Source organism: bacterium (assembly GCA_023230585.1).
Lineage (GTDB): Bacteria > Ratteibacteria > UBA8468 > B48-G9 > JAFGKM01 > JALNXB01.
The window spans coordinates 1-25,023 of sequence record JALNXB010000030.1 but is presented as its reverse complement, the minus strand read 5'-3'; the positions used below and the strand labels follow the sequence as shown (position 1 = coordinate 25,023).

The following is a 25,023-nucleotide window of genomic DNA, read 5'->3' as shown; positions in this document are numbered from 1 at the left end:
TTAACACAGATTAGTTATTCAGGTAGGTATGGACAAATTCTTACTGAGATTACCAAATCTCAAAGAGAAATTCTGGAAAGTTTGAAGATATCTGTTTCTACATAGTTATAATTTTTGCGGGAATTTAGGTGTTAACAAAAGGTTCAAGCCTTTTGCTCTTCTACTTGAGCCTGTTAAGCCCTTCGGAGATGTCTTCTATGCAGAAGAGTGAGTTCTCAGAGTGCCCGATTGTTGGGTAGAAGGTGTATGCGCCGTAGTACCAGAGTGAGTAGACACCACATACTTTTTTCCTTAAAGAAAAAAACTATAACAGATACAATATTTTCTGTTTTTTTTGTTTTTAAAATAAAAGACTTATAATATAACCATAATAAAAATTATTGTTAGTAAGCCGGCACAAAAGTGTTAAACCTAAATAGGAGAGTATTATATGAAGTTTAATAAAAAAATCTATAAAGTATGTTTACTTATCTTTTTACTTGTAGCATCTTTTTCTTTTCCTGCCAATAATAAAAATATTCCCAATAAATTCTTCTTACCAACAGACATAAATGAAAACATATATGGATGTGGAAAGAATCTTGCCCCGGGTAAAACATATTATTTATCGCCAAATGGAAACGATAACTCAGACGGGCTCTCGTTAAAAACATCTTGGAAAAACCCTGAATACGCCTTTACTCAATTACAACCAGGCGACACTCTTTTAATATCGGAAGGTTCATACAACACTTCAGGGGTTGTAATCGGTTGTTCTGGCGAAGAGGGAAAACCTATCACTATTAAAGCAATTTCAGGGCACAGGGTTATTTTTAACAGTTCAGAGTATACTGGTTCTCTTGTAAAAACACCAGATAGGCGGTTCACTTACGAGGTTGTACACAGACTACCAAGACCACCGTATCTTTCTATTGTAGAGGTTTCAGGGATATGGGAAGAACCTTCTGTTATAAAACTGGAAAACGCTGGTTCGTTGGAGCGGGTAGATGAACTACCAGGGACTTTCCACTATGATGAGTCAAACGATAAAATTTATGTACGTTTTTCAAACAGTAGAGGACCAGACGCAAACAGAATTGCTGTAGTTGCACGACCTATTGTTATAGGTGTATCACACGGAAGAAGAGATATATACAAGGAAGGACGAGGAGGCGTTGAACTGAAAGGAAGTTATGTTTGTATAAAGAATATCAATTTCAGGTACGGGTTTGCAGGGTTAGCAGTTTATGATGGGCAACATAACACAATTGAAAATTGTAGTTTTTTTGCAACCGAACTTGCTGGGTTGGTGCTCTGGAGAAATACAAAATGGACTCTTGTAAAGAATAATTATGGAATACGTAATGGCACAAGAGGAGGTATTCTTATTGATAAGACAAGCGGTACAAGAAACGCTGATTCTGACAACCTGTTCATAGGTAACAGAATTGATAGTTCTGTTTCTACGCTCCGTACAGCAGGTGTTCCTGTTTACGGGGCTATTAGAACATACGGATGGCCTGGTCCGCGCAACCATATAATAAACAATATAATGAACGAACCTACCGGAAGCACTTTTCTGGGACGGGGTATCCCTGTGGGAAGCCTGTTTGAAGGGAATGTTATCGTAGGTTCATATAGTGCGCTTAACTGGTATGGAGAATTTGCAAAAGATGGAAGCGAAAGAATTGTTGTCCGAAACAATACTGTAACTGGAACAATGAATACTCAAGGGCTTTCTGTATCTTCCGATAGCACAGGCGATAATATCTTTAAACACGATATAACTTTTCTTAATAATTTAGTTTTAGGCAATAACCAAACAAAGATAACTGATGCAGGTTTTGCTGATACTACATATTCTGATTATAGGCTACATTCCGACAGCCCTTTTTTGTGTAAAGGAGTGGGTGGCGGAAACGTTGGTGCTTATTTAAAGCAGGCAGAAAACATATATTTTGTTATGCCAGAAGGAAAAGATACTGCATTAGGGACATCCCCAAATAATGCTTTTAAAACAATTTCAACTGCTTTGTCAAAACTTAAACCAGGCGACACTCTCTACGTCTCAGAAGGCTCTTATCCTGAAAATTTGGTTGTTAAGGTCTCTGGTACTGCTGAAAAACCTATATTGATAAGGGCATACAAGAAACAACAGGTTAAGACTAAAAAAATGGTTATTAACGGTAGTTATGTAACCGTTGAAGGTTTTACGTTTACGGACATAAAAGATGGTGGAATAATAGTTAGAGGGAAAAATGTTTCTATAAAAAACTGTCTGTTTGAAAAAATAACTGGTGCTGGAATTAGGGCTTTTTCTGCAGAAAACCTCGGTGTTTACCAATCTACTTTTGTAAACAATAGCCCAGCAATAGTTCTGGAAAAGCGTTCTATAGGTGCTAAGGTTAGAGATAATATTTTTGCTGGGACATATAAAAAACCTGTTAGTATTACGCCTGATTCACAAAAGAATTTTATTGCAAGCCACAATGCGTACCAGGGTTCAAAAATAGAATATGTTTCTTCAGATGAGTGGGGGAGTTTGGTTGGAGATATTAAATTTGTTGACCCACAAAAAAATGATTACAGGGTATATTCTGACAGCCCAGTAGCGTTTATGAATCTTTTTACAGAGTCTGCAGGTGCTTTTCCTTCAGCAGTAAAACCTTTTGTCGTAGAAAACGTAAGAACTACGGCTCTCAGAGATAAGAGTGTAACAGTAGTATGGAATACCCCTTTTGATGATACTACAGGTAAAGTTTTTTACCGTCAAAAAGGTACCTCTGTATGGAGTTTGGCTTCAAACTCTGAATACGGAACAATTCACGCTGTAGGGATTACTGGATTAAAGCCTAAAACGGAATATGAGTTTAAAATAGAAAATGATGGACGCAGAGGCGGTAACTCGTCAAGCAGTATCTTTTCTTTTATTACAAGCGATAAGCAAATAACCCCTTCAACATTTTATGTTGCCCCCAATGGTAACGATGATAATAACGGGCTTTCACAAAAAAACGCTTGGCGTACAATACGTAAAGCAAATATTGAAGCGGGTCCAGGAGATACAATTTTGGTCCTGCCGGGAGAATATTTCCATCCTATATCGCCTATAAGCAGTGGTTACGCTGGGATGCGTATAACTTACAGAAAACACGGGCAAGGAGATGTTATAATCAACGGGATAAAGGCAATACTACCTATTGTTTCAATACAGAGTAAACATTATATAACCGTTGACGGTTTTACGTTTACGAACCCTCCAGACTTAGCAGAAGGGGTTTTGGGTATTAATAACAGTTCAAATATAGAAATTTTAAACTGCTGTTTTGGATATAAAACCCCTTTAGGTGGAGCATTTTTGAAGGGCGGGTTTGTTAAAAATGCTCCAAATTTAAGAGTTGAAGGTAACCTTTTCTGGGGTGCAAGGTACCATCTTGAGGTGTGGGGAAATAGTCCAGGGCTTTTAATAAAGAATAACACCTTTGTGAGAGGAGATGTTTGTAGCGTACGTATACACGGAGATATAGACGCAAAATTCTTGAATAATATTTTTTATCACCCTACAACACAAGTTAACAACGGAGCGATTCTTCTTGGGGTAATAAAGAAAGAAAATTTTTTAAGCGACCATAACCTTTTCTGTTTCAAGGAGGTTGAGAAGACCAAACAGATAGGAAAAATGGTAGATTTTAATGGCAAAAAAGCCAGCACGTTAAGCGAATTAAGAGAAATCACGGGAGGAGATACTAATAGTTTGCACGCTGACCCATTGTTTGTAGATATAGATAAAGGAGATTTTTCTTTAAAACCAGGAAGCCCAGCAATAGGTTCAGGAATTAACGGAGAAAATATGGGAACCACAAAGACCTGTTTTTAATATGTATATTATTTGTAAACAGACAATGCTATGATATAATGCCTAAAAAAGGAGGGTAATTCTATGGTAAAAAATAAAAAGGTTGGGAAGTATAATTATTCGCCGGATGTAAAAACAAGGGATAAGATTGATAAAGGGTTCTCAAAAGGGTGGGGGTTCCATTTTCCGTCAAACGAAGATTATTGGCTGGATTGTCATACCCATTATGGGAGACAGTTTACTCCTAAGGCTTATTATGAAACGTACGAAACTTTTGAAAAATTTTTTGCTAACCTGGACGCTTTCAGGCTTGATAGTATTATAACAATAATTAATAACCCTGAGATGATTCCTGTCTGCAAAGCAATCGCTTCTCATAGCCCAAACTTTAATTGGTTATACTGGATGCACTACGAAAAACCTGACCACAAAATTATGGAGGAAGCAATAAAGCAAGGAGCAAAAGGTTTAAAACTTCATAATAACGCTATACTTGTAAACAAGGATGCTAAACCTGATGTTTGGTTAAGTAAAAAATGGGATAAGGTGTTTAAGGTTGTTGAAAAAGCTAAATTACCCGTTTTATGGCATATAACTCAAAGGATGAGCGTTTCCCCATACCACGGCGGTAACGAATTTAAAACTTTGGCAAATTCTAACCAAAGCGTTTTAGCAGCAACACTTGAAGTGGTAAAAAAATACCCCAAAATTCCTTTTATAGGTGCTCACCAGATATATTTAGGGTTGGAACAACTTGAAAAACTTTTCAAAAAATATAAGAACCTTTATATAGATACAAGTGTTGGATTCTTTTTAAGATGGGCTGATACATTAAATGAACCTGATAAAGAAGTATATAGGGACTTTTTTACTAAATATTCCGATAGAATTCTTTTTGGAAGTGATTGTACTTTCGTGGGTAAGATTGATGAATATTTAACACAGAGTTTTCTTGCGCACGCACGTTTTATATTAAACCTTAACCTGACGGATGATGTGTTACAGAAAGTAGCACATAAAAACGCTGAAAAACTTTTCAAAATAGAGCCACTCACTTGGAAAAGACGAGGTAACACAAGACCTTAAAAGTAAAAAGGAGGAGATTTTGCCAATATTATTCGAACAAGATATTAGAGAAAAGACAGTTCTTGAGGTTGCAAAAAAAATGATGGTATCTGCAAGAACTGCACCAAAAGCACGAGGCGTAGATAACCTTGAGATAGCTTTATTTGGAAAAAATGAAATAAAAAAAGTTTCTGATAAACTTAAAAAAATGGTAAAACAAGATGGGGTACCAGAGTTTTTCCTTAGAGATTCTATAAACATTCTTTCGGCAGACGCTATGATTGCCATTGGAACAAAGATATCTCCATTAGAATTATCATACTGCGGAATGTGCGGATTTGCTAATTGTGATGAGAAAAAAACTCATCCAGAACATCCTTGTATATTCAACACAGGTGACCTTGGAATTGCCATAGGGTCTGCTGTTAGTGTGGCTATGGACAATAGAGTTGATAGCAGAGTTATGTATACAACAGGGTTAGCAATTATAAAACTGGGTATGTTGGGCAAAGAAGTTAAAATTGCTTACGGTATTCCTTTAAGCGTTAGCGCTAAAAACCCTTTCTTTGATAGAGATAACGAGAAACTTCTTGGTAAAAAATAGTATAAAAACTATTTAACTTTAAAAACTACGTATCCGTAATTATCTTTGACTGAAACATTTATACCTTCAGCAGGTATAACTTTTTTTGTATCAAGAGCCAAAGAATCAGATTTTTCTATAATCTCTATTTTTTTGCCGACCATATTAGCCGGTAATTTTACGGTATCTTTATCAACCGATTTATGGTAATCAATATAAACAACAGTATCTTTCTCTTGCTGGTTCCAGTATAAACAGGTCGCATTACCTGCACGTTGTGGGTTAAAATATTGTCTGTAACCTACACAGTAAAATTCAGAACCTTTTGGAATTATACTGCCAATCTTTCGGTCTGCTACAAAAGGATAAGTTTTTTGGGATGTATAAAGCATTAAAAAATTACCTGCATTCTGTATTCTCATAGAAGGTTGACCCATACCGTACAAAACAGAGTACCCTAACGCAAACCCGACCTCTCTTTTAATATTATCGCCTTCTTTTTCGCTTAAAAATTGAATAAATCTGTCAGGAGGGTTTTGTGTGTCAGAAAGATTGTTTAACTTTTCGTTAAACGTAATAGGGGAGGGGGGACGTTCATTATAATTCTGTATACCCCTAAAATCGTAAAATATATCGTTCTGAGTAAAAGGTAATGTTTTAGGTACATAATATTCTTGTAGTCCATACTTCCCTTTGTAAAGTTTTGCTGAACATAAGAACAAAAATTGTCCTAACCTGAACTCTTGATTAGTTTTTATTTTATGGTATATGACATTTGCACCGTTAGGAAAAAACCTGTATGTTAGGTTATACTGCAGGACAGTATCAAGATGGTCAGCAACAAAATCTCTCTCTTGTCCTGAGTTTTTTATTATGTCAGCCAAAAGCGAGCCTGTGTTTACTACTTCATACTCCTCAATTATATCTAACCATTCACATTCGACAACTTCACCTTCTTTAAGAACTTTTTTACCATCAACCATATATTCTTGTTTCTTTATGTGTAAGGAAGGCCATATTTGTACTCCAAGAGTTTGTTTTGTGTAATTTATAACCTTACCAGTTAAACTGTTTTTTAAAACTGTATTTGTTCTTGCGGTAGATTCAAACTGCCATATATCCCCCTTCGCTCTATTTCTACCAAGAAAAAGCAGTTGGTTTTCATCGACTATCTTTATAAGATAAAATTTTTTACCTGCCTCATCTTCCCACTCACTCCCAAGGTTAGAACTGGTTAAACCGTGTTCTTTACAGACAACCTGCAAACCTATAGATGTTCCGTGGTTACCAGCGATATAGGTGCCGTTAATATGTATGGCTGGCGTATCGTCACCTGTTCCATGTATACCTTTTGCTCCTTTTGTCATTTCAGCAGATACAGGGACATCTGAACTCAACAAAAACGTTCCATTAAAATTTATCTGTTTGTTGTTTCTACCTAACCCAACAGTTACAATGAGGTCTTCTTTTTCAGAAAAACCGCTTCTTATGTAAACAGTGTTACCATTTTTTAATACTTTTAGTTTTCCATTTTCAAATAAGTTTGCAGAAAACCCTTTAATAGAAACACATAACAGTATCAGAAAGATAAAAAAACTGACTCTATTTTTATATTTCATTTTCTTTCTCCTTAAGTTTTAGTTACTTCTGCCAAATTTAGCTATGAGACGTTTTTTGTCATTTGAAAGTCCCAGTTTACCATCCTGAACCTGTTTCAGAATCTCTCACTTAATCCACGTTGGTAGCAAGAAAAACGAGATTCCGGATCAAGTCCGGAATTACATATAGGGCAATCTCATCTTTTATTGTTACGCCTTTCGTTTTTCCTTAGCCTGCTAACTGCACCTCACCTACGCCAAGGTATACCTGCCGACGCTTGTATTTTAGCGTAGGTTGGCTTCGGTGGATATACCTCATCCCATTAAACTCTTAGTAGACCCTAAGGATTTCCTATACCTATAATCCCTCAAGGGTAGAAGGCAAAAGCGGGGGTATTCCTTTTCCCTACACTTGACTAAGACGAAGGTCAGACCTCCGCAAAATACTCCGAGGACCCACCTTCATCACTTGCAATGACAATCTTTCCTTATTTGCCTCTCCCCTTGAGGGAGAGGATGGAAGGTGAGGGGAGCTGTTTTCTTTTATGTGTTTACGAGCATTGTTTTCATTGTTTTTTTGAAACAAACTTTTATTTAAAAACAAACCTTGCTTTAAAATGTCTTAAAGGAAGTTCTTTCCCCGAAATAACATTTACGCCAGATATCAGATCCCTGTTATCATAAAGACACTTAACAGATTCAGCTACAGATTCTAAATCGTCTTTCTCGTACCTAAGGCGCGGAACGGCAAACCTTACAAAATTAACGTCAGGAAATATATCTTTACCATCTTTTGTTAAAGAACCGAACGCAAAATGTCCAAGTTCACAGGCTCTATGCCCATAAAGACCAAGAAGTAACGCAGTAAAAGAGATTCCGCCAAAATTTTCTGGTTTCATATCTGTACCTTCAAAAAACCTGTCAACATCCATATAAACAGCGTGACCACCAACAGGAGTTAATATTGGAATACCCCTTTTAGTCATTGCATCCCCAAACTCTTGGACCTGTCTTACTCTATAATTGAGATAATCTTCACTAACCACAGTATCTAAACCTTCAACTAAACTCATTATATCTCGACCAGACATTCCACCATAACTTGGGTTACCTTCTCTACCAATTTGATAGTTTGTTATATCGTCAAGAAAGTTAGAGTGTTTTTCGTAAAAAAGCCCGCCTTGTTTGATAAAAAGCCCGCCACCCATATTTGATAGCCCGTCTTTTTTAAAACTAACCGTAAAACCGTCAACATAAGAAAACATTTCTTTAACTATGTCTTTAATACTTTTTTCTTTATACCCTTCTTCAAAATTCTTTATAAACCAAGCGTTCTCAGCAAACCTACAAGCATCAAGAAAGAAAGGGATGTTATTGGTATGAGATATTTTTGCAACTTCTTTTATGTTCTGCATTGAAACAGGTTGGCCGCCCCCAGTATTGTTTGTAACTGTTAAATAAATAACAGGCACCTTACCTAAGTTTTCTATAAGAATAGATTTAAGTTTATCTGTATCCATATTTCCTTTGAAAGGGAAGGTAGACTCATTGTTCCTTAAATCCTTAGAAAAAAGGTTTATAGGTGATATATTGTTAATTTCAATGTTAGCTTTTGTTGTATCAAAATGTCCATTACTTGGTATAACAAGCCCTTGACCAAGTTGTCCTACGCTTGCAAAAAGAGCGTACTCAGCTGACCTGCCTTGGTGAAAGATAAAAGCGTTTGGTTTGTTTATGGAAATATCATTAAAATAATCGTCTCCAAATATGGATTTAATTTTATCTCTTAAAAGAAAATATCCTTTATTACCTCCATAAGATTCATCCCCATAGTGCATAGAAGCCCATTGTTGGTTGGTCATGGTAGTGGTCCCAGAATCAGATAGAAGGTCGCAACCTGTAACCATCTCAGCAGGATAGAAAAAGACATTCCATCCAACCTCTTCAAGAGTTTTCATCCTTTCTTCTACCGAACAGTGTTTTTTGAACTCTACTGAATGATTAAAATACGGTCTTACCTTATATTCAAGACTATTTTCATCTTTAAAGATACGCCAGTTATCCATTTTCTCCTCCTAAAAGCAATATTTCTGTTATGTAATGGTTTTTTGTATGAAAAACTTTTATATGATATTATCTCATTTAATAGCAAGTTGTCAAAATGGATTTAGAGTTATATTTTTTACTAACACTTTAACCTAATAGGAGAATTATGAACAAATCTAAATGTAATAAATCGTGGAAAGCAGGTGCTTCAAAAGTTGATATTTCCCCTGAAAAAGGTATTCAATTAGCGGGTGATATTGGACGGGTTCGTCCTGTAGAAGAGATAATGGACCCTCTTTATGCAAAAGTTCTTGTTGTAGAACATAACGGAGAAAGAGTTTGTGTTGTTCAATTAGACCTTACAATAGTCACTAAGAAATTTTCAGATATTATAAAAAATGAAGCATCAAAAAAATACGGGATTGCCCCAGAAGCTTTAATGATACACGCAACTCAAACTCACTCAACCCCCTCTCTTGGACACGAAGCTATATCAGATGAATATGAAGGGCTTTCTCCAGAGTTATCTTTCCTTAGAGGAGGAGATGAGAAATATTTTCCTGTTGCAGTTAAAGGAATACTTGAAGCCATAGGGAAAGCTGTCGAAAACCTTGAACCTGCTACTGTTATGGCAGGTAGAGGAATTGATGGTAGAGTTTCGTTTAATAGACGTTTTGTTATGAGAGACGGGACAGTAAGATCTCACCCTCCAAGGTTTAGTTCAGATATACTTTATTGCGAAGGTCCTATCGACCCTGATGTAAGCGTTATTTTGTTTACCAACACAAAAGGAGAAAGAATATCTGCGCTACTACATCATACCTGCCACCCTGTACACGGTTATAATCGTCGTAAAGTTACCGCTGGCTGGCCAGGTGCGTGGGCGACTGCGGTTCAAAAAATGTTGGGGCAAAAATGTGTTGCGCTTGTAATTAACGGGTTCTGTGGAAACATTCACCATAACAACCATCTTGACCCGTGGCATAAAGATGATTATATAGAGATGGGAGAAAAACTTGCAGAGACTGTCCAAAAAATCCTTTTAGAAAAGATGCAACCTGTTAATGTAGAAAATATATCTTATGATTTGCAAACAGTTAAACTTACAAGAAGAAATCTTGATGAAAAAACGATTGAAGACGCTCATAAGTTTCTCAAACAATACCCCACACCTATATGGGAAGATGAGGCACATACAAATATACAATGGAAATGGGTCTACGCTCATTCACGTATTGATATGGCAGAAAGATTTGCTAAAAACAAATATTACCAATGCCCTGTTCAGGCAATAAAAATTGGTGATATTGCTATTCTGGGAGTTCCAGGAGAACCTTTTGTTGAAGAACAACTCAGAATTAAAGCAGAATCTCCTGCACCTTTTACTTTATGTGCTCATATGACAAACGATGCTACCGGCTACATACCAACAGAAGAGGCTTTTAAAAGAGGGGGGTTTGAGACAGAAACAGCTAATTGGTCTTGCCTTGCTCCAAATTCTCTTAAATTGGTAGGTGATTGCTCAGTTAAAATGTTAAAAAAAATCTATTCTAAATAGAGATTTTTATATTTTCTCCGAAAGGTGGCTCTAACAAAATAGAACTATATATTTCTTCTATTTTTCTGATTTCTTCTCTGTTACCTCTAACAGAAAGCCATATAGAGCCTTGAGCACCACAAACACCGCCAGCAGCAAAAAGTTCAGCAATGGACCCAGTCAGAATAGACACTGCTTCTATTTCGGTTATTACTTCGCCTTCTACAGGTATCAATCTCAAACCTTTGTTGCCTGGACTATTTATCATTAAAGATGTTTTTCTTAAATCGCAAGACACTCTCTTTTCTAAACCTACTGGGATTATCAACCTAACCCTTTTTCCCACAACGTTTTGGATAGTTGTAATGATAGTTCCCCCTGTTTGTATCCCAATAAGAACTCCTGCTTGTTTGGTATCAAGATTTATTGCATTTGCTCCTTTTATTATTATATCTCCCTCTTCCAACTCATCAGACACATCAAAAAGGGTAACACCTTTTTTCCATTCGCCTTTAATTATTACCACATCCCCTGGAAAATTTTTTTTATGTTCAATTTTATTTTTAGCGTCTATTTGTCTTAATGGAGACATAGTTACGCCTCTATAAAAATATTCAGAGGAAAAGTTTTTCTCTTCTCCTATATCTTTTAAAATCTCTTCAGCAACATATCCATTGGTTGTTCCTGCTACAATTACTATTTTTTAGATATTAACGCATCCTTAATATCTGGAAGTTGAACAACCGCTTTTGCTATCAAACGTTTCCCTGCCTCAGGAGTTAATACCAATTGTATCATTTTCAATCCTCCTTTAATGATAAATTCCCTTAAAAAACTTTGCTATAAACGCCTCTTTTCATATATACAATAATTATACTTAATTTAAAGAACATACAAAATATTATTGATATTTTTAATAAAAAGCTCTAATATATCAAAACATAATGTAACCAATTGAATTGTGCAAAAAAACAGATTCAAGGAAGAAAAGACAAAAGCAAGGATGCCTTGGTGTAGGAGACGGTCTTCATTTGCACAAAAGATTTATGCAGACAAGTTCTCGAATAGGCAAGACGGGGTTTACTGAATATTCACAATTTTAATAGGAGGTACCAGTGAAAAACTTTATACTTTTATTATTTTTTCTATTTGTATCTTTCGCTTCTGCTTCTAATATTGATAACTGGCAATGGAAAGTTCCTCTACCTCAAGGAAACTGTATAAACGATGTTTCATACTGTAATAATACTTTTATTGCTGTTGGGGATTGGGGTACAATACTCTCCTCACACGATGGAAAATCTTGGGAACTTCATAATTCTGAGACAACAAGACCTTTAAAAGGAGTATCTTTTGGTAACAAAACTTATGTTGCTGTTGGCGGATACGGAACGATTCTGGTTTCTCCTGATGGGAAAAAATGGAGTTTAAGTTCTTCTGATACATCTAAATACCTTAATGGGATAACTTTTGGAAAAAATATTTTTGTAACAGTTGGATATTCTGGGACAATATTGACCTCTAAGGATGGGAAAAGGTGGAGCAAACATAATATTGATAATACTGTTTACCTACATAACGTGGTTTTTGGGAATGGAGTTTTTGTTGCTGTAGGAGATTATGGAACTATTTTTACTTCAACCAATAGTTCTACTTGGCAACAGCAAACCTCAGGCACAAACCACCATTTGCGAGGTGTAACATACAGTAAAGGGATTTTTGTTGCTGTTGGTGCAGCCGGTACCTTGCTCACTTCTAAAGACGGAAGAAAATGGACTTTAAAGCCCATCAAGCAACGTAGTTACCTACACTCTATTACAAGTAGTGATAACCTGTTCATTGCGTCTGGTAACGATGGTGCGATAATTGTTTCAGAGGATGGATCTAACTGGAATGTTATAAAAGCTGATATATCCTCTAATTTGTACGGTGTTGCGTACGGCAATAATAATTTTGTTTCAGCTGGCACAAACGGTTCAATTTTTCTTTCTTCTCAGGGGACAAAATGGGAACCATTATCTAAACATACAAAGACCCATCTTAGAAATATTTCTTATGGCAAAGGGTTATTTGTAACCGTTGGATATAACGGACTTATTATGACCTCCCCTGATATGTTAGTCTGGACAGAACAAGTTTCAGGGACAAGGGAGATTCTGTGGGATGTTATATACAGAAACAGAATTTTTGTTGCTGTTGGTTACAATGGTACGATACTTGTTTCAAAAGATGCTATTAACTGGACTAATGTTAGTTCCAACACAAACACAAACCTCAGAGGTATTACATTCGGAAATAATAGGTTTACAGTTATAGGAGATAACGGTATTCAACTTGAGTCAAGAGATGCTTTACGATGGGAACTAAAATCTTCTAATCATACAATTTCTCTTTACGGTATAACTTATGGAAACAACCTTTATATAGCTATAGCCAGAGGCGATTCCTTGATGATATCTAAAGATAGAGAAAAATGGACAGAAATAAACGCAGGAGAAACAACCGATTTAAGAAGTATTGGGTACGGAGAAAATACTTTTGTAGCGGTTGGAGAGAACGGGGTGATGTTAATTTCTAATGATGGTAAAATATGGAGAAAAACTATATCTTGTACACCTGCACACCTTTGGGGGGTAAAATATATTAACAGAACCTTTATTGCTGTTGGAAACGATGGGACAATAATTCAAACCAACAAAATAGGGAAATGAAGGGAAAAAAAGTATGAGGTGTCTACTCACTCTGGTACTACGGCGCATACACCTTCTACGCCACAATCGGGCACTCTGAGAACTCACCCTTCTGCACAAAGGGCGTCTCCGAAGGGCTTAACAGGCTCAGAGTATAAGAACAAAAGGCTTGAACCTTTTGTTAACAGCCCCCCATCCCGTCTTTGCGAGCTGTTTTTTGGCGTGGCAATCTCGCCGAAGGCGGAAAAGGAATGAGAATAAACAATAGTGTATAGGATGAAGACGAGGACTCCCCCTGTATGTCATTCCGTATTTATCCCGAGTACCTCCGAGGGAGTAATAACTCGCAACTACAACTTAAAGCATAGCCAAGTTTAACAGAACAGTAAACGAAAAGGAGAAGAATAAAATGAAGGATTTAAAGATTAAAAAATTATTAGAAAAATCTTATATTTTCCTTAGCTTAATTATGTTTCTGATAACTTCAACAAAAGTCTTAACTCAAGAAAAGGTAAAAACCGTACCTGCCACAGACCTAACCCAAAAAGTGAGAACCATTCTTAGAGCAAACCCTGACACAAAATATAATTGGACACTTGTTGGGACAAACTCAAAAGCAGAATCTCAAGAAAAAATTCATCCAGACCTAAATGTAATATCTAAGGTTTGGCATACCCCGTTGACAGAAAATGTACACGCTTTCAAATTTGAATTTACAAAACCATATATAAAAGGAAACAACGTTTTCCATATTTACCTAAAAGCTGACGGCGATGACAAGACAGGTAGAAAAGACGGTGGTAGAAGTGAAGGAGTTGATTATATGCTCACTTTTTTAAACGGCGATGTCAACCACCATAGTAACTCCTGGCGTTCGTACGATAAAGACGGAAAAACAAGTGGGGTTAAATATACTCTTCTGGTAATGGATAGAATGGTATATCTTTCTGCAAATATGTCTTTACTACAAAAAGACGATTCTTCTGTTTTTGAATATATGATTTCTTCATACACAAGGGATGATAAAAATAAAAGCGTTGGTTCTGCAGGTCTTGGTTATATAAAAGCTACCTCTGAGAAAGCAACAAAGATTTTAGATATTGAAAAGGAAACCTTTTTAAAAAACAAGGAGTTGCTCAGAGTAAACGGCAACATCCCAGGATGGACTCTATACAGATATAGAAGTAACGCTGCCATAAACTTTGATAACAAAGAAGTTCTTGTTGTAGAAGGGATGTACCATATGGATAAATTTTACCAGTCCATCAGCCTTCCTTCTGGATTTTATTTGTTTAGAGCGCTGGTAAAAACAAATACACACCAGACACATTTAGCGGCAAACAACGGGCAATACAAAATACCTGTTGGAGTATCAGAAGATTACAAATGGGCAGAACTACCTTTTTGTGTTACAAATTCAGGAAAAGCAACAAGGGCAACGGATGTTGGTTTTTCATATTTAGGTTACCCTCCCACAAAGCACCCAGCAACAATTTACTTAAAGCAAGTTGAACTCATACGGCTTGGAGACACAGTTTTAAATGATAATTGGGTAGCAAAAACACCTGTGCATCCATTACATAATATGGAACTTATAAATAAATATCCTAACTGGGACCGCCCTGGAAAAGTTGTGTTTAAAGATTCTTTTATAGGGACTGAAATATGGATGATAACACAGGCAGGTCAGGTAGACCACTCTTATTGCGGAACACCTGATTTTAGCCATAAAGGAAAATATATTTACACAGGATGGATGAAAACTCCAAGAGGACTTATAAGTACAGACGGTTCAGCCCGATATATGAACGATAGATGGAAACCTCTTGTATGGCTTTTCCCTTGGGAGCAAAAATATATTCCTCAAAACACAAATCCCGAAGACTGGATATGTACAAACCGAACGTTAAGTGCAATAGTTTTAGAAAATGTTGTAACTGGTAAAACAGTCAAGATAAATATGCCTTCACGTCAGGGATGGAAAATAATAGAAAACCCTTGTACAGGAAGTAGCAGAGGACCTAATGTTAAAGATATTGTTCATAACACTATTATTTGGCACTCCAATGACAAAACCCAGTTAGGGCTTTCAGATATAAAAGGCGAAAACTTTAGAACTTTTAAATTCAAAAGTATTTCAAAAAAACCTGAAAACGATACAATCTACCCAAAAGGACCCTCAGGAGTTGATGGTATGCCAATATCAAGTGTTTGGGGAAAAAGTTGGAATAATTGGCGAAATGCTGTTGATAAAGATGGTAACAGATACTTTCTCTTTGATATGAACAGAAATAATTTTTTTGATGACCCAGAGAACCCTTATCAAGTCTGGGCTATTTCTCTTACAGAGAGCGATAAACGCGGGCTATTAAGAGTTGTACCTAACCCAAAAGTAACAATTACAGAACATGTTTCAACCCATAGTGGCGGAACGTTTCAACCTTCGTACAACTGGTGGGAACTGGCAGCAGGGTTACCTCGCTCTGGAGATAACGCTATCCTTCTGCTTGAAGACGGAACCCTCCTACATATGAGTGCACTCGGTATGCACAGTTCTTTTAGAAACACTATAAGTGTTAATGACCCTTACACAGGAGAAGTAACTTTTATAGGTAACAACTTGGAACTTGACAGAATCTCTTGGCCACACGAGTTTAGGAGAGACAAAGGTTTTGCAACTGTCGAAGGGTACGCTGAACCTGTTTCGCCTTTTCTTATGATAGATCTTGAAAACAAAACTTACTGGACTGCAGTTTTTACCAATTTCCACGATTACAACATAAGGTATAGAACCAGAAGAGATAAAACTGCTTACCATAAACCTATGTTTAGGACATCTTCTACTCCCAGCCCAGATTTCACTAAGGTAGTTTTTTTCTCACCACTCCTTACAGGTGACCATCCTAACAGAGTTTGGGCAGACCTATATGTAGCTGTTGTTAGGTACCCAATGCCACCTGAAAACGTAAAAATAAAAAACAATAATATCGTCTGGGATAAACCAAGGTATTGTGAAGAAATAGAAGGGTACAACCTATACTCTTCAAATGATAGTGGTGGCAAATATGAGAAGGTCAATAAAGAACTTATTAAAAACCTCTCATATCCCTTGCCTGATAACAACAAATATTTTCTTCTTACTTCGGTAGAATATTCTGGGCTTGAAAGTCGGATGTTTTCCAACGAAGTATCTAATAACAAAAGTAGTTTGTTCCGCCATTTTTATCAAGCGGAAACAGGAAAACTTAAGGAACCTCTTGTACCTTTTTTTGAACCTAAGAAAGCTTCCAACTCTTACGCTGTAGCAATAACTGACCCTGAACTTATATATAAGAAAAAACTCCAAGAAGGGTTAACGGGTTCTTTACAACTAAATATAGTTGTTCCTAACATAACAAACTTTAAGGTAATGGCAAGAGTTAGAGGGATGTCTGATATTGAACGGCAAACTTATACTACTGGGTGGGCTATAGGCTCACCGGTATCCTCTGGAACTTTTAAAGTTAAAATTAACGGGAAGGTTGTTGGCAATATATCTGTAAAAGGAAAAGATTGGCAATGGGTATCTATGGATAACCAAATATTAAGACAACCGGCTGGCGAAGCAACTTTGGAGTTTGAAACCTCAGATGCAGGTATATCTATTGATAATATTCTTGTTACCAACGACCTTAATTTTATCCCTTCAAACCCAGATAATACTCCCTCAACTAAACCTTCCATACCAGAAAATATAAAAGTTGAACATCTTATTGCTGATAAAAATGAAGCACCACTGGCTTGGCAAGGTTATAAAGTTAAACCTCCGTACATAAAAATTTTGTGGGCACCTTCAACAGCGCCACAAGGTGTAAGGTATTACAATATACACAGGAGTGATAAAAAAGATTTTCAGGTAGACCAGAGTAACCTTCTGGGAAGTAATAAAGACACTCTATTCATAGACCCTGAACTTGAGATAGGAAAAGAGTACCATTATAAGGTAGTTGCAGTAGATAGTTGGGATAATGTTTCAGAACCGTCTAAAACATTATCTGTTAAAATTAAATAATTTTGACTTAGCTTAAAAAATTTATTAACCTTAATACTTTCAAACAAAACAGGTAGTTCTCAAATCGGATAAACCGAAAAAGGAGATTGTGTAAAATGAAAAAGATAAAAGCAGGTGTTGCTGGGTATGGAAGGAGTGGGTTTTACCATCATTGTGGTAGTTTAATGTCGTTACCTGAACAATATGAAGTGGTTGCTGTCTGCGATATAGATGAAGGACGAAGAAAAGAAGCTGAAGAAAAGATGAAATGTAGAACTTATGCAGATTATGACGAGTTTTTAAAAGATTCAGAAATAGAACTCGTTTCTATATCTACCCCTTCTTTTCTTCATACTCAACATACTATATCGGCTCTGAATGCTGGGAAGCACGTTGTTTGCGAAAAACCTTTATCTGATAATGTTGCTGATGTTGATAAAATGATACAAGCTGCTAAACAGAATAATAAAGTGTTTGCGCCTTTTCAGAACAGACGGCTCGACCATCTATTTAAAAAGGTTCAAGAAATAGTTAATTCAGGGGTTTTAGGAAGAATTGTTGAAATAAAAATTTTATGGATTGGGTTTGGGAGAAGATGGGATTGGCAAGTATTTAAAAAATATATGGGCGGAACCTTAAACGATACCTGTCCACATTGTATTGACTGGGCTATGCAGTTTATCCCTGAAGATGAACCTTATGAACTTTTTTGTCAACTCGACAAAACGTTAACTCTTGGTGATGCTGATGACCACGTAAAAATAGTATTAAAAAGTGCGTCTTCACCTTCAATAGATATTGAAGTAACATCATCCTCTGCGTACAAACACCAGGAAAGACTGCTTATTATGGGAACAAAAGGAGGATTAAAAGGAAATCACCTTGAATTATGGTGGAAAACTGCTAACCTTGAAAAACTTCCAGAAAGGGTTCTTCCTACTGAGCCAAAAACAGTAGAAAGAAAATATAGTAGCGAAGATGTTGAATGGAAGGAAGAATACTGGAAAGTACCAGATAACGCTATCTCTTGGTCTGTCGTCTTTTATGACCTCCTACATAAATCACTTACAGAAGGTGCTCCGTTATTTATAACACCTGAGAGTGCAAGAAGAGTAATAAAAGTTATTGAAGAATGTCACAAAAAAGGTGGTATGTAAACACGACAAGGAATTTAACAATGAAAAAATTATGGCACTGGGCAGCAACTGCTTCAGTTTTATTAAATAAATCTCACGAAGAGATTATCTCGTTATGTAACTATGCAAACATACCTTCAATGGAAGCCCATTGGTCTTTTGTTGATGGAAAAACAGAAGAAGAAATCAAAAGTATCCGGACTCTTTACGAAGCATCTTCTGTGAAACTGGAAACTTTTCATCTACCTTATTCTCAGAGTGACGATGTATCTTCTTTTTATGAAACTATACGATTAGAAGCAACAGAAAGAATTGCATCTTATATAAAAAAAGCTTCTATGCTTGGGAGTAGGGCGGTTATATTACACCCTACAAACAATAGTTATAGTGTTGAAGTTGAGGGGATAGATAGATATATTTCTCAACTGTCTAAAAGTTTTGAAACTCTACTACCATTAGCTGAAAAAGAAGGTATTGTTATAGCAGTTGAAAACACATTGCCAGGTCCTACCTCAATTAGATGGGGTTCAAAACCAGAACATTTTGAGTTGTTTGTAAAGAAATTCTCTCACCCCAGTTTTGGGTTATGCCTTGACACAGGGCACGCTTCAGTTTGTAAAGGACCAGAAGGCCCCGCTATCTTTTTAAAAGCAATGGCTCCACGTCTTGTAGCGTTACACCTTCAAGATAACGCAGGCGATAGAGATTCGCATCTTGCTCCTGGAAAAGGGCTTATCAATTGGAAAACTTTTTTTCAAGGTCTGGTATCAATAAAATACCCTTATTCTGCAACTATTGAAGCCGCACCTTTTAGTTTTGGGCCAAACAATACTCACAGTATTGATGCCTGGAAAGAAATGATAGAAGATACAGATGAGTTGTTAGAAAAAAATCTGTAATGTTGATAACTCTTCTTAACTATTCCGGTGATGGAGGTCGGCAAAAGTCGACCTCCATCTTTTACTATTAAGGTATCCGGAATGGGGAAGTTGTATTGCCTTCTACCTGCCCACAATACCATCCGAACGCCCCAATCTGTCATCCTGAACTTGTTTCAGTAACCCTGCCTTTGCCTTTTCCTTATTTGCCTCTCCCCTTGAGGGAGAGGATGCAAGGTGAGGGGTTCTTTTGTCTTTATTTTTTGCTTTGTCGCCGTTTTATGGCGTTGCGAGGAGCGTTTTATTCCATAGTTTTCATAGGAATTGCGACGTGGCAATCCTCGTCTTTATCCTATACACTATTGTTTTTATCCTTAAACTCGTAAAGACGGAATGGGGATGTTTAACATTTTTTTTAACATAATACTTGACAACTTGTAATGAATTATGTAATATATTATGTATGGATATAAAAGACCTATTTCTTTCTTTTGAAAAAAGACGTAAATTTAAACACGAACTTAAAGAAAAGATTGCCACAAGATGTATGGATTTAATCAATTCTGGGGACGATATTTTCCTTGGGGCAGGCACAACTGTTTCTTATCTTGGAGAGTATCTACCTCAGTCAGAAAAACATTTTATGCTCAAGATATGGACAAATAATATATTTATTTTAAACACTTGGTTGAAAAGTTATGAATCGTTTTTCCTTGAAAATTTTATAGGTATCGTTTCTGGGGAAGTTTCACGCAAAAATTTAAGTATAGTTGACATTCATTTCAATTTTTCACGTATAGGCAAAATCATAATGGGTAGCCCCGGTATTTCTCTAAAAGGGTTAACATCAGACGATATAAATACTGTCCAACAGGTTGAACATATTATGAGAAGAGCCAAAGAAGTTATTATACTTGCAGATAGTTCAAAAATTGGAAGAGAGTGCACGTACCAAACAAGAAGTATGAGAATGATTAAGATTGATATGAAGGCCAATAAAAAATATACACTTATCACAAATAAAGATAAGGGCGAACTTTATGAAAAGACGCTGAATCGCCTTAAATCAAGCGGGATGAACATTATAACAGTTTAGAAAGTCAATGGTTGGTAATATAAATATAAACAAAAATATAGTCATACAGAAAGCAGAATTAGATAATCTCAATGATATACTTGTTTTGTTACACCAGTTAAGTAGGCCAAACCTTAATGATAACAATTGTTTTCCTGATTATACCAAAACTTTTAATCAAATTTTAGATAACCCAGACTACTACCTTTATGTTGCCAGTATAGACGGTAAAATAGTTGCTACTGGCACACTCCTTATTCAGATAAATCTCACCCATAATTGTAAACCTTACGGACATATTGAAAATGTTGTCACTGATACAAACTACAGAGGCAGAGGCATTGGAGATATTTTAATACATCAACTTATATCAAAAGCCCAACAGAGAGGTTGTTATAAAGTTATCCTTAATTGTGTCTCTAAAAATATTCATTTTTACAACAAGTGTGGCTTTAACCAAACAGGTGAAGTGGAGATGCGTATCACATTTTAAAAATAAACACCACATACGCTTTTCTTTTATGCTTTTATCTGCCCACAATACCATCCGAACGCACCAATTTACCATCCTGAACTTGTTTCAGTAACTCTGCATTTGCCTTTTCCTTATTTGCCTCTCCCCTTGAGGGAGAGGATGGAAGGTAAGGGGAGTTTTTTTCTTTTATGTTTTTATCCTTGCCTTTATTTTTCTTTTCGTTAAAAATTTACAAAATACCACCCTTTTGATATAATGTTAGTATTAATCAAAATTTTACGTTTAATATATAACCTTATGGAGGAATAATGAAACCTGAAAGTCTTATGATGTCTTACGGATACCAATCAAAAAAATTTAAAAATTCTATTAAATGTCCTCTATTCCAGACATCAACGTTTGCCTTCCAAACAGCAGAAGAAGGTAAAGCTTTTTTTGAACTTGCCTACGGGCATAGACAACCTAACGAAGGGGAAGAGCCAGGTCTAATATATAGTCGGCTTAACAACCCCAATCTTGAACTTTTTGAAAATCGCCTAAAACTCTGGGATGGTGCAGAAGATTGTGCCGTCTTTGAAAGTGGATTAGCTGCAATATCAACACTTATGTTTGAATTCTTAAGGCCTGGTGACCTACTCCTTATAAGTAGCCCTTTATACGGAGGGACAGACCACCTCATAAGGAAAATATTGCCTAAATTTGATATAAAAGTTGCTTCTTTTATGGCGTTAGAATCAAAAGAAGAGATAATCAAAAAAATACAAAATACTGGTTCTGCAGATAAACTTGCAATGATTTATCTTGAAACCCCTGCAAACCCCACAAACGAAATAATTGATATAAAGACTATTTCAGAGATAGCCCAATCATTCTCCAAACCAGACAAAAAAGTTCAGGTTGCTGTTGATAATACTTTTTTGGGCCCTTTATGGCAACATCCGTTAAAACACGGGGCAGATATGGTCATCTATTCAGCCACAAAATATATTGGTGGCCACAGCGACCTTATCGCAGGAGCTTGTCTTGGTTCAAAAGAACTTATAGGCAGAATGAAAGCATTAAGAACTTTTTTTGGAAATATGTCAGCTCCAAACACAAGTTGGTTATTAACAAGAAGTTTGGAAACCCTTAAAGCAAGAATGGATATTCAAGGGTTTAATGCAAGCAAAATAGCCGAATTTCTTAATACCCATAAAGCAATAGAAAAAGTTCATTACTTAGGTAACCTTACAGAAAAAGATGGTAACCAATATGAAATAAAAAAACGCCAATGCCTTGGAAACGGTGCAATGATAGCGTTTGATTTAAAAGGCGGAGAAAAAGAAGCCTTCAAATTTCTTAACTCTCTAAAACTTGTTAGACTTGCTATAAGTTTGGGAAGCACCGAAAGTCTTGCACAACACCCCTTTACAATGACACACGTTGATGTGGATGAAGATTTAAGAAGAGATTTAGGTATAACAGAGAGAATGGTACGTCTTTCCGTTGGTATAGAGAATTATGAAGACCTAATTTCAGATGTAAAGAACGCTCTCGACTCAATATAAATTAAGCAGTATTTTGATATTTTTGTAGCCATAAAAAATCGTTAATTTATTGTTTATACAAACTTTTATGCAGAACAGATTGTTAAAAAATATTCTGGTAACAGGTGGTGCAGGTTTTATAGGTGCAAATTTTATACGTTACCTTTTTTCTCTAAAGGAATTTAAAGGCACGATTTTTAATGTAGATGCGCTTACTTATGCCGGCAACTTGATGAATCTAAACGATATTTCAGAAAAATATCCAAAACGATATTTTTTTTACCACTATAACATTTGTGACAAAAAGAAAATATCTGAATTAATTCAAAAGCAGAATATTGATACCATTATAAATTTTGCAGCAGAATCTCATGTAGATAGGTCTATAATTAACCCTGAAACTTTTATCAAAACAAATGTATCAGGTACCTTTAATTTACTTGAAACAGCAAGACTATTCTGGAAGGATAGGCAAGATGTTGTTTTTCACCAGGTAAGCACTGATGAAGTTTATGGTTCTTTGGGCAAAAAGGGCTTTTTTAAAGAAACAACTCCTTATGCTCCAAGGAGCCCTTATTCAGCATCTAAGGCAGCAGGGGACCTGATTGCAAAAAGTTACTACCATACATACCAACTACCTGTTACTGTTTCTAACTGTTCTAATAATTACGGTCCTTACCAGTTTCCAGAAAAACTTGTTCCGCTTATGCTTAACAATATGCTTGAAAACAGACCTCTTCCATTATATGGGGACGGAAAGCATATTAGAGATTGGATATATGTGGAGGACCATATTTCTGGTATCTGGTCTATATTAAAAAAAGGCAACGCAGGAGAATCTTATAATATTGGTGGAGATAATGAGTATGAAAATAAAAGATTAGTCTTTCTTTTATGCGAAATAGTAGCAGAAGAGGCAGGATTAAATATAGAAAAACTAACAAAACTTATAACGTACGTAAAAGATAGGCAAGGACACGATAGACGGTATGCCATAGATTGTAACAAAATAAAAGACACGCTCGGATGGAAACAGAAGTTTACTATGATGAAAGGGTTAAAAAAGACTGTTAGGTGGTATCTAACTAATACTTTATGGACAGAAAGAGTGAAAAGCGGTGAATACCTTGACTGGATAAAGATTTGTTATAATAACAGATAACATTTTTGCAATCTTTATAAAGACAAAAAAACATCTATAAGAACACCTGAACTAACAATAAAACAATGGAGGAAAATTTATGAAGATGTTGCGTTATGTAGGGCTAATACTATTGCTTATGGTTTACACACTTCGAGGTGAAAATGAAATAGCGCAAAAGTGGAACGCAAGAAAAGAGAAGTTAATGAAAGATCCAAGTGTATCCAGATATTATACTTTTGAAGAAGTAACTGATAGCAAAAGTGTTGTTAAAGATTTAACTGGGAAAGGAAACGACCTTTCTTTCATACCAATTAAAGCAAAGGGAAAAATTATTGATGATTTAAAGATAATTGATGGTCGTATCCCCGGAAAGAAAGCTGTAAGATTGGATAGAGGATATTATCGAGGAGAAGCGGTAGAGATACTAAACAAATCTTTCACAGCAGAATGCTGGTTCAGAAGAAGTGGGGAATCAACAAAACACGAAGGGTTTGAATCTAATATCAATTCAATTATTGCGTCAGGTGGTGGAGCTGCAGGGTGGTGCACGTTTCCTACACCCAAACCAGAAAACTTTGTTGCAAGGATAAGTTGTGTTCCAGGTAGTTCCTCAGACGGAAGAAATAGAAGTTCTTATTCTGTTAGAGCGGTAGGTGTTGATATTCCTCAAGATGTATGGCACCACCTTGTTTTTACTTGGGATGGAAAAACAATTCTTCTCTACTTTAACGGTTCTCTGGTAGGTAAAACTGCTCATAACGGCGAATACGTTCCAGCAGGGCGACCTTTTTTGGTTGGAATTAATCAACAAGAAATAATAGATATTGATGAAGTAGTAATATATAACAGGGTTTTAACCTTAGAAGAGATAAAAGAATCTTCTCAAGGAAAAGAAGAGTTATCTGCTGATAAAATAAAACATATTCTTGCAAAAGCCGATACGCTTATCAAAAAAAAAAAATTTAAAGAAGCAAGAAAAGAGTATGAAACACTAAAAAATATAGAAGGAGTTGATTGTAATTTACAGGTTATGCTATTTAATATAGCAGAAAGTTATCGTCTTGAAAAAAATTATAAAGACGCTATTCGCACCTGTGACGATATATTAAAATTACCTAATTTGTGTTTAGGATATAAGGTATATACTCTTTTTACTAAAGCAACAATACTTAACGAATCAGGACAATTTAACAAAGAGAGAGATGTATACTCAGAAATATTAAAATTAGAAGGTATCTCTGAAAACGAACAGATGCGTGCGAACAGGGGTATTGGAGATACCTATAGAAGTGAGAAAAAGTATTCTAAAGCAAAAGAGGTATATGAAAAACTCCTTAAAGAAGTAGAATCAAAGTTTAACCCTCACGAAATACACAGATTAGAACTTGTAGATAGGCTTGAAGAT

General features: G+C 36.0%; 15 protein-coding genes and 1 pseudogene. 13 read left to right on the top strand and 3 right to left on the bottom strand.

Annotated elements, in window-relative coordinates; translation table 11 throughout:
- Window positions 1-430: 430 nt before the first annotated feature.
- The 3 genes from M0P98_06100 (at window position 431) to M0P98_06090 (ending at window position 5,504) form a co-directional block, all read left to right on the top strand.
- On the top strand, window positions 431-3,856 hold the full coding sequence (locus tag M0P98_06100) for a right-handed parallel beta-helix repeat-containing protein (protein MCK9266435.1): 3,426 nt from the start codon (window positions 431-433) through the stop codon (window positions 3,854-3,856).
- A 63-nt stretch (window positions 3,857-3,919) separates the two neighbouring features.
- A complete protein-coding gene (locus tag M0P98_06095) occupies window positions 3,920-4,921 on the top strand; it encodes an amidohydrolase (protein MCK9266434.1) in 1,002 nt (333 codons plus the stop codon).
- Window positions 4,922-5,000: 79 nt separating this feature from the next.
- Window positions 5,001-5,504, top strand: a complete 504-nt coding sequence (locus tag M0P98_06090; GenBank protein ID MCK9266433.1) for a DUF2148 domain-containing protein — start codon at window positions 5,001-5,003, stop codon at window positions 5,502-5,504.
- An 8-nt stretch (window positions 5,505-5,512) separates the two neighbouring features.
- Here M0P98_06090 and M0P98_06085 read toward each other — a convergent pair whose 3' ends face one another.
- Together M0P98_06085 and M0P98_06080 are read right to left on the bottom strand one after the other, a co-directional pair.
- Entirely contained in the window at window positions 5,513-7,102 is a 1,590-nt protein-coding gene (locus M0P98_06085; protein MCK9266432.1) for a hypothetical protein, read from the bottom strand.
- 569 nt (window positions 7,103-7,671) lie between these two features.
- Window positions 7,672-9,147, bottom strand: coding sequence for a tryptophanase (locus M0P98_06080; protein ID MCK9266431.1), 1,476 nt, complete (start codon window positions 9,145-9,147; stop codon window positions 7,672-7,674).
- Between the two features lie 146 nt (window positions 9,148-9,293).
- On the opposite strand from M0P98_06080, the gene M0P98_06075 reads away from it, so the two are divergent.
- Window positions 9,294-10,685 (top strand): neutral/alkaline non-lysosomal ceramidase N-terminal domain-containing protein, encoded by a 1,392-nt coding sequence (locus tag M0P98_06075; GenBank protein ID MCK9266430.1) that lies wholly within the window; start codon window positions 9,294-9,296, stop codon window positions 10,683-10,685.
- Here M0P98_06075 and M0P98_06070 read toward each other — a convergent pair.
- Window positions 10,678-11,462 (bottom strand): annotated as a pseudogene (locus M0P98_06070) (hypothetical protein). The gene M0P98_06075 and the pseudogene M0P98_06070 sit on opposite strands and share 8 nt — an antisense overlap.
- Window positions 11,463-11,779: 317 nt before the next feature.
- On the opposite strand from M0P98_06070, the gene M0P98_06065 reads away from it, so the two are divergent.
- The 9 genes from M0P98_06065 to M0P98_06025 all read left to right on the top strand — a co-directional run.
- Window positions 11,780-13,375 carry a hypothetical protein gene (locus tag M0P98_06065; GenBank protein ID MCK9266429.1) on the top strand — a complete coding sequence of 532 codons (1,596 nt, stop codon included), beginning with the start codon at window positions 11,780-11,782 and terminating at the stop codon, window positions 13,373-13,375.
- 388 nt (window positions 13,376-13,763) lie between these two features.
- Window positions 13,764-17,405 (top strand): hypothetical protein, encoded by a 3,642-nt coding sequence (locus M0P98_06060; GenBank protein ID MCK9266428.1) that lies wholly within the window; start codon window positions 13,764-13,766, stop codon window positions 17,403-17,405.
- A 95-nt stretch (window positions 17,406-17,500) separates the two neighbouring features.
- Complete coding sequence (locus M0P98_06055; protein MCK9266427.1) at window positions 17,501-18,541, top strand: Gfo/Idh/MocA family oxidoreductase; 1,041 nt, start codon at window positions 17,501-17,503, stop codon at window positions 18,539-18,541.
- Between the two features lie 20 nt (window positions 18,542-18,561).
- A complete protein-coding gene (locus M0P98_06050) occupies window positions 18,562-19,419 on the top strand; it encodes a sugar phosphate isomerase/epimerase (protein MCK9266426.1) in 858 nt (285 codons plus the stop codon).
- A gap of 442 nt (window positions 19,420-19,861) precedes the next feature.
- Window positions 19,862-20,494, top strand: coding sequence for a hypothetical protein (locus M0P98_06045; GenBank protein MCK9266425.1), 633 nt, complete (start codon window positions 19,862-19,864; stop codon window positions 20,492-20,494).
- 7 nt (window positions 20,495-20,501) lie between these two features.
- Complete coding sequence (locus tag M0P98_06040) at window positions 20,502-20,966, top strand: GNAT family N-acetyltransferase (protein MCK9266424.1); 465 nt, start codon at window positions 20,502-20,504, stop codon at window positions 20,964-20,966.
- A 290-nt stretch (window positions 20,967-21,256) separates the two neighbouring features.
- The gene (locus tag M0P98_06035; GenBank protein ID MCK9266423.1) at window positions 21,257-22,495 is read left to right on the top strand and encodes a cystathionine gamma-synthase family protein; all 1,239 of its coding nucleotides are present in this window, start codon (window positions 21,257-21,259) and stop codon (window positions 22,493-22,495) included.
- Between the two features lie 67 nt (window positions 22,496-22,562).
- Window positions 22,563-23,636: a dTDP-glucose 4,6-dehydratase gene (rfbB, locus tag M0P98_06030; GenBank protein MCK9266422.1), complete on the top strand. Its 1,074-nt coding sequence runs from the start codon at window positions 22,563-22,565 to the stop codon at window positions 23,634-23,636.
- Between the two features lie 79 nt (window positions 23,637-23,715).
- On the top strand, window positions 23,716-25,023 hold a 1,308-nt coding region (locus tag M0P98_06025), incomplete at its 3' end, for a hypothetical protein (GenBank protein ID MCK9266421.1).